The organism is Xanthomonas sp. BRIP62411 (assembly GCF_003993525.1).
Lineage (GTDB): Bacteria > Pseudomonadota > Gammaproteobacteria > Xanthomonadales > Xanthomonadaceae > Xanthomonas > Xanthomonas euroxanthea.
Genome location: NZ_QEZI01000040.1, coordinates 25713 through 33095 on the forward strand (window position 1 = coordinate 25713; position 7383 = coordinate 33095).

10 protein-coding genes are annotated in these 7383 nt (G+C 60.0%); 5 read left to right on the plus strand and 5 right to left on the minus strand.

What is annotated here, in order from left to right; genetic code table 11:
* The first annotated feature begins 101 nt into the window (after nucleotides 1–101).
* The 5 genes from EO139_RS21215 to EO139_RS21235 all read left to right on the plus strand — a co-directional run bounded on the left by EO139_RS21215 (nucleotide 102) and on the right by EO139_RS21235 (nucleotide 4384).
* The gene (locus EO139_RS21215) at nucleotides 102–770 is read left to right on the plus strand and encodes a hypothetical protein (protein ID WP_115675585.1); all 669 of its coding nucleotides are present in this window, start codon (nucleotides 102–104) and stop codon (nucleotides 768–770) included.
* A 335-nt stretch (nucleotides 771–1105) separates the two neighbouring features.
* The gene (locus EO139_RS21220) at nucleotides 1106–2362 is read left to right on the plus strand and encodes a hypothetical protein (RefSeq protein ID WP_241235996.1); all 1257 of its coding nucleotides are present in this window, start codon (nucleotides 1106–1108) and stop codon (nucleotides 2360–2362) included.
* Between the two features lie 236 nt (nucleotides 2363–2598).
* A complete protein-coding gene (locus EO139_RS21225) occupies nucleotides 2599–3330 on the plus strand; it encodes a carbon-nitrogen hydrolase family protein (protein ID WP_206515173.1) in 732 nt (243 codons plus the stop codon).
* A 355-nt stretch (nucleotides 3331–3685) separates the two neighbouring features.
* The gene (locus tag EO139_RS21230) at nucleotides 3686–3973 is read left to right on the plus strand and encodes a hypothetical protein (protein WP_126972393.1); all 288 of its coding nucleotides are present in this window, start codon (nucleotides 3686–3688) and stop codon (nucleotides 3971–3973) included.
* A 105-nt stretch (nucleotides 3974–4078) separates the two neighbouring features.
* Complete coding sequence (locus EO139_RS21235; protein WP_206515174.1) at nucleotides 4079–4384, plus strand: hypothetical protein; 306 nt, start codon at nucleotides 4079–4081, stop codon at nucleotides 4382–4384.
* 135 nt (nucleotides 4385–4519) lie between these two features.
* Here EO139_RS21235 and EO139_RS21240 read toward each other — a convergent pair whose 3' ends face one another.
* The 5 genes from EO139_RS21240 to EO139_RS21260 all read right to left on the minus strand — a co-directional run.
* The gene (locus EO139_RS21240; RefSeq protein ID WP_241235997.1) at nucleotides 4520–5257 is read right to left on the minus strand and encodes an RNA polymerase sigma factor; all 738 of its coding nucleotides are present in this window, start codon (nucleotides 5255–5257) and stop codon (nucleotides 4520–4522) included.
* 54 nt (nucleotides 5258–5311) lie between these two features.
* Nucleotides 5312–5515, minus strand: a complete 204-nt coding sequence (locus EO139_RS21245; protein ID WP_126972395.1) for a SymE family type I addiction module toxin — start codon at nucleotides 5513–5515, stop codon at nucleotides 5312–5314.
* Between the two features lie 74 nt (nucleotides 5516–5589).
* On the minus strand, nucleotides 5590–6000 hold the full coding sequence (locus tag EO139_RS21250; protein WP_126972397.1) for a DUF4279 domain-containing protein: 411 nt from the start codon (nucleotides 5998–6000) through the stop codon (nucleotides 5590–5592).
* 191 nt (nucleotides 6001–6191) lie between these two features.
* Nucleotides 6192–6899 (minus strand): hypothetical protein, encoded by a 708-nt coding sequence (locus tag EO139_RS21255; RefSeq protein ID WP_241235998.1) that lies wholly within the window; start codon nucleotides 6897–6899, stop codon nucleotides 6192–6194.
* A 239-nt stretch (nucleotides 6900–7138) separates the two neighbouring features.
* Nucleotides 7139–7383: SymE family type I addiction module toxin (locus tag EO139_RS21260; RefSeq protein WP_164739966.1), on the minus strand; the 245-nt coding region annotated here is incomplete at its 5' end.

Genomic DNA, 7383 nt, shown 5'->3' on the forward strand with positions numbered 1-7383 from the left:
GGGCCAGCGCGGCTGGGCATGCGTGGCGTGTGGTGACACTTTCCTGCTGAAAGACGGCGCGGTTTGCCGCACACTACCGCGCCACATTTGGAGTGATTGCCATGCATAAGGCCTGGATGCTTGCCCTGTTGGGCGTTTCGCCGTTGGTCCACGCCGCACCTGCCGGCGACGATGCCACCTGCCGCAATGGGTTGTTCACCAGCGCACCGGTGGCGTTCTCCCTCGGCAAGGTCATCCCGCCGCGCCTGTACCTGCTCAAGGACACCGATGGCTGCCCGGACACGGGCGGGGCCGCATGCCAGGAGCGCGCCTACGTGGTCAAGAACGATATCGTCCTGACGGCGCAGCGCCGCAATGCCTATGTCTGCGTGCTCTATCCCAACAAGGGCGGCGGCACCGCCGGTTGGGTTGCACAGTCCAGCCTGCAGATGCAACCAAGCGCAGCCACGCCCACACCGCAGGCGTGGAACGGCCACTGGCACTATGGCGACAACACGCTGCAATTGACCACCAACGCAGACGGCAGCATCACCGTCAACGGCGATGCGTACTGGCCCAGCGCCTATCCCGATCCGGAACAGACGCCGGGCGGTCCGCACACCGGTTCGGTCACCGCGCGCGGCTATCCAGAAGGCAACCGCGTCGAGGTCAACGAGAACACGTGCAAGGTGCGCCTGCAATTGCTGGGCGACATGCTGCTGGCCGACGACAACCTGGAATGCGGCGGAATGAACGTGTCCTTTGGTGGGGTGTATCGAAAGAAGCCATAGCAAGCGCGGGCATCCTGTGCGCCACTCCCGCAGAGGAAGGCGCACACATGGGTGTGCGACCTCCGAGCACTGGCCCCTCCCAACGCAGCCCCCACACGCCCCAGCCAACGGAAGCAGGCACGCCATCACTATCACTACGGCATAAAAGCCGATGCGAGGTGGCGCAGTGCGGTTTCCGTTGGCCTGCACCGACCAGAACGGATGCGGCTCGCTCGACCCCGCAATCGGCCAATGCACGGAAGCAGCAGGAAGCACCAGATCACCTGGCCAGCGGTGGCGCACCACGTGGACCGGCGTCATCTATCATTGCCGATTGCTGTTTTGAAGGAATTGCGTTGAGACGTCCCGCCCCACGCCCGCTGCGCGCACTTCTGTTTCTTTCCGTGGCCTTGCTTGCCGCTTGCAGCACGAACACCACTACCAACACGCTGCCGCCATCGGTGGACACTACCGCCAACGCAAATTACTGCATCGGGCGGCTTGCCGTGACGTCCAACATGCCACTGCATTTTCTGGGAAGTTCCGCGCAGTTTTACTGGGGCGACATCGATACCTACCGCGAGGACGCGACCAGCTATGCGCAGCGCCTGCTGGCCGCGCAAGCACCGGCCAGCGATGGCCGGGTGCGCCAACTGATCAAGCCCGTGGAAACGCTGGCACAGGACGATGGCAGGGTCATCGTCGTACACGAGGAAGATGCGCTGCCGCTCGACCCGAATGTCGTGCAGGTCACCGGCTTCGCCCATCGCGATGGCACGACCTTTCGCTTCCAGAAGACGGCCATCAGCCGCCTGCAGGACATCACCGAACGGCGTGCCAAGGACATCCTGGCCTCGATCACCAGCAGCGTATCGGCCTTTCCGCAAGCGGCGCAATCCCGGCAGGGGTTTTGCGTCATGCACGGCGCTGTCAATCTGGCACCTGGGCACGACTGGCACGAAGCCTCCAGGGTCGAGGGAGAATTCACCCTGCAGGGAACGCGCTACCGTTTCAGCCTGCGTTCGCGCTACCTGCGCTCGCTATCGTTGAACGCGCAGGAAGTGACAAACCAGCGCGACCTGCTGCTTGCACTGGCGGGCGCCATACCGAACTCCAGCCTCGCGCCGATCAGTGAACTGCCGGTCGCCGCCAGCAACCCATTGCAAGCCAGTGCCCGCCTGCTTGAGATGACGACAGCCGGTGGCAAGCAACAGGTCTACGAGTGGCACCTCCCGGCGGCCAGTACGGCACCCGGTACGCCGGCAACGTTTCTCTACATCTGGCCAGCGTCCGGGCAGGCGTCAGCGCAGGACCAAGCCAAGTTCAGAAGCTGGGTTGTGGCCCATCCGCAGCAGACCACACCGCTGTTGCAGATACAGCAACTCGCCAGCAGCGGTGGACAGCAGCACGCGACGCCAGCAGGAGAAGAGAGCAGGCTGGTGTACCGGATGCAGCTGCATTACCACGGCGACCAGGCTGCCGGCGGGCGCCATTACGTGATCTACAAGGATGGCCAGAAAGTCGACGATGGACGCAGTGATGCCAACGGATTCACCAAGTCACACAATGCCGACTACGACCAGGTGTGGACAACCGAGGTGCTCAATAAATGAGTACATCCCTCAGCGCGTTGTGCCATTTTTTCCAAAGAAGCAAGTCGGAGAAGATTGGTAAAAACCCACGCTATACATTTGCTCTATGCCGTTGATGAAGACAAGGACGGGCCAAGATGCTCCGCTTTTGAGGGCACGAGCGTGCGAGCAGCATATGCGGAATTCAAGCGCACGCTGGTTACCAGTCTGTTGGAATCCGCTACGCTCAACCCCATTACGTGGACACGAGACAGGCAATGAAGCTGACAGCCGCGCAAATCCTTTCGACGCCTGGCCAAATCGAAGAGAACATCAGTAAGCACCTCGATGTCATTCGCCTGGCGGCGAGCAAGGGTGCGGATGTGCTGGTCTTTCCCGAGCTTTCCCTCACTGGTTACGAACCCGGATTGGCGCAGGCGCTGGCGGTGCAGCCGGCTGATCAGCGCTTTGATCAATTTCAGGTAGCAAGTGACCGGCACGGCATGCTCATCGCCGTTGGCGCGCCCACGAAGGGGGCGAAAGGCATCGAAATCAGCATGCTCTGCTTCCAACCAGTGTTGCCACGCACCACCTACTCCAAGCAGCAGTTACACCCCGACGAGTTACCCTTCTTCACCGGCGGTGATGAGCAGCTTGTTCTCAGACACGCAGATCAGGTGTTGGCGCCTGCCATTTGCTACGAGTCACTGCAGGCAAGCCATGCGGAACAAGCTGCAACGTCAGGTGCTGGCGTGTACCTGGCAAGCGTGGCCAAATCCGAGAGAGGCGTGACATCGGCCTATAGCCATTATCCGACGATTGCAAAAACGCATTCCATGACTGTCTTGATGGCGAACTGTATAGGCCCCGCCGACACCTTCCTAGGAGCGGGTCAGTCTGCCATCTGGAGCAGTGACGGTGACCTCGTTTGCAGCGCTGATGCCTTCCAGGAGGCATTAGTGGCGTACGACACAAGGAATGGAGAAGCGAGCGTCTTCAGATTGGTTTGAGGTCCGGCCAAGACCAATGAGAGGCGGCTCTATCTGTGCGGTGACACTCGGCAGCCCCGCACGCCCGCTGCGTCAGCAGCTGCGTGAGGACATTCGCGAATGCGGGTTTGGCTTGAACGTATTTTCAGGAAGCAACGACCTGGGGGTATAAGCGCTTCGCGCTGTTGAGTGCATCAGCCAACGTCCCTACCTCGGACAGTAGCCTGCCGATATCCCGCTCGGGATTGGCGTAGAAATAATGGCAGAAGGCGGGCATGCCCATTTATAGCGCATGTGAGAGCGAACTCGATAAGACGCGGGGAACAGGGCTTGCATGCTCTGTTGCGCACCTAACGTGCGACATTAGGACGAACCCATGCGACTGCAGTTCTGCTTGCTTGCGTTGGCGATGGCATTTGCGCCACACGCGCTTGCCAAAGGGCCTTCCACAGCGTTGTCTGATGCCAACATCAAGACGCTGCTGATTCAACAATCGATCGATGCATATCCCGGCAACTGCCCCTGCCCGTACAACGCGGCACGCAATGGCAGCAGCTGCGGCGGTAGAAGCGCATATAGCCGTGGCGGTGGCTACGCCCCGTTGTGCTACCCAAAGGACGTGACCAAGGCAATGGTTACCGACTACCGAGCTGGAGCGCAGTGAAGCCGATAGGCAAAGCTGGCCGCCGCACTCGGGCCAGACCTGCCCTCATGCCGTTCGTCTTCTGCGGCCACGCATAGTCCATCAAGTCGTTACGAGGAAACATCCATGAAAAAGGCAAAGATCGTTTTGGCGATCGTGGTAGCTCTCGCCTCCGCTTCAGTGTGCGCGCAGACCCGTGTCAATGGTTATCAGCGCGCTGACGGCACTTATGTGCAACCTCACTATCGCAGCGAGGCCAACAGCACAACGCTCGACAATTATTCGACACGTGGGAATATGAATCCATACACCGGAAAACTTGGAACTGTCGATCCGTATAAAGAACAGAACACGTATCGCCAGCCAGCACCACAGCCAACCTACGAACCATCCAGGGCCGACGCCGTCAACCCTTATGGATCCGGTTACTGATGCATCGAACCCTGCCTCGGCAGGGTTTTTTGTCTGCATCGATGTTTGCTGGCCGTAGCGCACCGGCATGCGTGTTCAACACGGCGAGGATGCATCCTGATGTTCTCATCCGGCAGGCAACGCAGCCCGGGCACATCACTGCACAGCGGCCCTGCACGCGGCCAGTGCGCGGCTGATGTGCTTTTCCACCATCTTGATCGAGATGCCCATGGCTGCGGCCACTTGCGGGTAGGTGAGGCCGTCGATGCGGTTGAGGATGAAGGCCTGGCGACATCTGGGCGGTAGTGCGGGCAGCGTGTGGGTGTGCAGGTGCTGCAGGATGCGGCGGGCATCGGCAATCTGGTCGACGTGGGCGCCGTCTTCGGCCAATGGTGAGATCAGGTCCAGTGCGACGTGGGCGTTGGCGTGGCGGCGGTGGCGGGTGCGCCAATGCTCCAGCACCACGTTGTGGGCGATGCCGTACATCAGCAGTGCGTAGTCGGCGATGTCGGGTGCGTCGCGGTAGGCCAGCAGGCGGAGCAGCGTTTCCTGGGTGAGGTCGTTGGCGATGTCGCGGTCACGCAGGCGCCGGCGCATGTAGGCGAGCAGGTCGGCATGCAACAGGCCGATGGCCTGGTCGAAACGCGCCCTGCCCGCTGCCGGCTCTTCGCGTACGCGCCAACGCGTGGTGTGGCGTACGCGGGTGTAGCCGCGCATAACTGCGGCGCGCGGATGTGCGACGTACGGCGTGCGTGTAGTGGCGGTTGTGCCTGAGGCGCTGCGTCGATGCCAGGCGGTGCAGGTGTTGGTCGCGCGTTCGACCGGCAGCGGCATCCATTTGCTGCCGAAGTGCGGGAATGTGCCAAGGATGCCGGCCAGGGTGTCATTCACCATGCGAGTTCTCCAACTGCGGGGTGCACGCGCGGAGTGCGGGATGCGGCGGGTTGATCACTCTGCAGGTGCTACGGTGACGATCAGATAGCCGTTGCGCAGGCGGATAGGGAGCTTACTGCCGATGGTGGAGCCAAGTTGTTCCAGCCAGCGGCCGCGTAGGCGCAGGGCGGGGATGCGTTGGTTGCCGATGAAGTAATAGCCCTGGCCGATGGTGCAGTGTTGCGGAGCACGTGGGTGAGCGGCGGCACCGTGGCACACAACGGGCGTTTGAGGTCAGCCGCCCCCCAAGGAAGGTTTGCCTTGAAAGAATTTTCTGATGCGACATTGGATCTCTAGCGGGTTGGGTCATAGATATCCAAGCCTAAGGAAATGCCTCTTTGTCCAAGCGCCAACAGGGCTTTAGTGGAAAGTGCTAAACCGTCATTCCTCCCAGCCATGAAGATGCCGCAGAACAGGTCAGGCTCATAGCGATTGCTCAAGTGTTCCCACACAGTCAAGTCTTGGGTGAGCTGGTCCAGGATTTCGAAAATTTGTGCCTCAAGATCCTCAGGCTCGCGTTGCGTTGAAGTCAGTCTCCAGCTGCCAGTCTTGGCAATGCGCACTGCGCCGTTCTTCAACTTAAGTTCTTGCCCCTTATGCCTGGAGGCCGTTGGGCTGCCCGAAAGCAGCGCGCTGATCTCGTCGGGCACCAGATCGTCTCCAAAGAATCGGAGTGTTGCTACGGAATACTCTAGTGCTCCCATTGGACTCCAATGTCTGAATTAACCCGCACCGCGACGCGGCGTCGGCTTGGACGAACTACCAGGCCTACTTCTGCGTTGACGCATGCGCGGCCAGGAACTTGGTGATGCTATCAGGCTCGCGCTTGGAATCCCACGCGCGACATAAGGCGATCATTACCGAAAATATTATGGATTAGCTCGGTGCGTGCCCACTAATCCTTTCTAAAGTAGTTCCACCACTTCTTGCTCGGCTTTGCGCCATGTTCCAGCAATGACCCACGGCCAGGGCTGACGAAATGGTACTGGCCCGACGACTTCATCAGGCTGTGTAAATGGCTGCGTCCTTCCGCACGCTTCTCGACGACGTAGGCCAGTTCGTCAGGCTTCAAGATCTGCACAGCTGCAAGGAACACGTCTTCCGCTGGAAATTGGATCTTCTTCGGGAGCTCAGGGTGCTCAACCCCAATCATGACGCCCACCATGCCGTGTTCGTTCTGGAATTCCTCCAAGCCGCAATCTTGAGCGAAAAGCTCCATCGTGATGACGCCGTGTCTTTCGATAAAGTCGGCGATCTGCCCGCTGCATGCGGCTTGCTGGGAGAGTGCGTAGACCAACTTGAAAAGCCATGAACCTGCAATGTCGCCAGTCAACTTCTCTTTTGTCTCCGCGATGATTTCCAACCTATAGCCGTTGTTCGGCTCTTCAACATCATCGAACGGGTCTGAAAGACCGTTGCTTGCCACCCTAATGCTGTCGCTTGTGCGGATGACGCTGAATGCCTGCCTCAGTGCAGGCCAACTGGGCCCGCCCATAAAGGCCGGGTTTATAGCATGCGCGATGACATCAGGATCGACCTTTCCCAGAGATCCAAACAACTCGTCACGCGCCGCGTTTGTCTTTTCGTAAATTTCCGAGCTCATGGTTTCCATTCCTATCAAATTTTCTAACCTTTCTGATCTGCTGACCGGTAAAGCAGTCCCGCTAGCACCGACAGCTAGAGGGATGTGACGTATTGCAAAGCTCTTGGATGTCGTCCTTATCGGCGAAATCCCCATGCATCACCAAGACGCTCGGATCGGTAGGGAGCGACCAGCACAGCGCTACGCAAGCTGGTGTGCAGCCAGCGTCCGCATGATGCTCGTCGAGTCGGTGCCTACCGTCAATTGTTGGCTGCCTTGTCTGTCGCCTTCTCGCCATCATCCGCCACGGTGACGACCAGCTCGCCGTTGCGCATGCGGATGTGGAGTTTGCTGCCGATGGTGAAGCCCAGTTGTTCCAGCCAGCGGCCGCGTAGGCGCAGCGTGGGAATGCGTTGATGGCTGTCGGGGTAGTAGCCGTAGCCGACGGTGCAGTGTTGCGGGGCACGCGGGTGGCCGGGGCGGCGCGGCTTGCCGGGATCAGGGG

Coding starts and splice junctions, on each gene's coding strand:
- EO139_RS21215 (WP_115675585.1), top strand. CDS start 102: ATGCATAAGGCCTGGATGCTTGCCCTGTTGGGCGTTTCGCCGTTGGTC.
- EO139_RS21225 (WP_206515173.1), top strand. CDS start 2,599: ATGAAGCTGACAGCCGCGCAAATCCTTTCGACGCCTGGCCAAATCGAA.
- EO139_RS21230 (WP_126972393.1), top strand. CDS start 3,686: ATGCGACTGCAGTTCTGCTTGCTTGCGTTGGCGATGGCATTTGCGCCA.
- EO139_RS21235 (WP_206515174.1), top strand. CDS start 4,079: ATGAAAAAGGCAAAGATCGTTTTGGCGATCGTGGTAGCTCTCGCCTCC.
- EO139_RS21240 (WP_241235997.1), bottom strand. CDS start 5,257: ATGGTGAATGACACCCTGGCCGGCATCCTTGGCACATTCCCGCACTTC.
- EO139_RS21250 (WP_126972397.1), bottom strand. CDS start 6,000: ATGGGAGCACTAGAGTATTCCGTAGCAACACTCCGATTCTTTGGAGAC.
- EO139_RS21255 (WP_241235998.1), bottom strand. CDS start 6,899: ATGAGCTCGGAAATTTACGAAAAGACAAACGCGGCGCGTGACGAGTTG.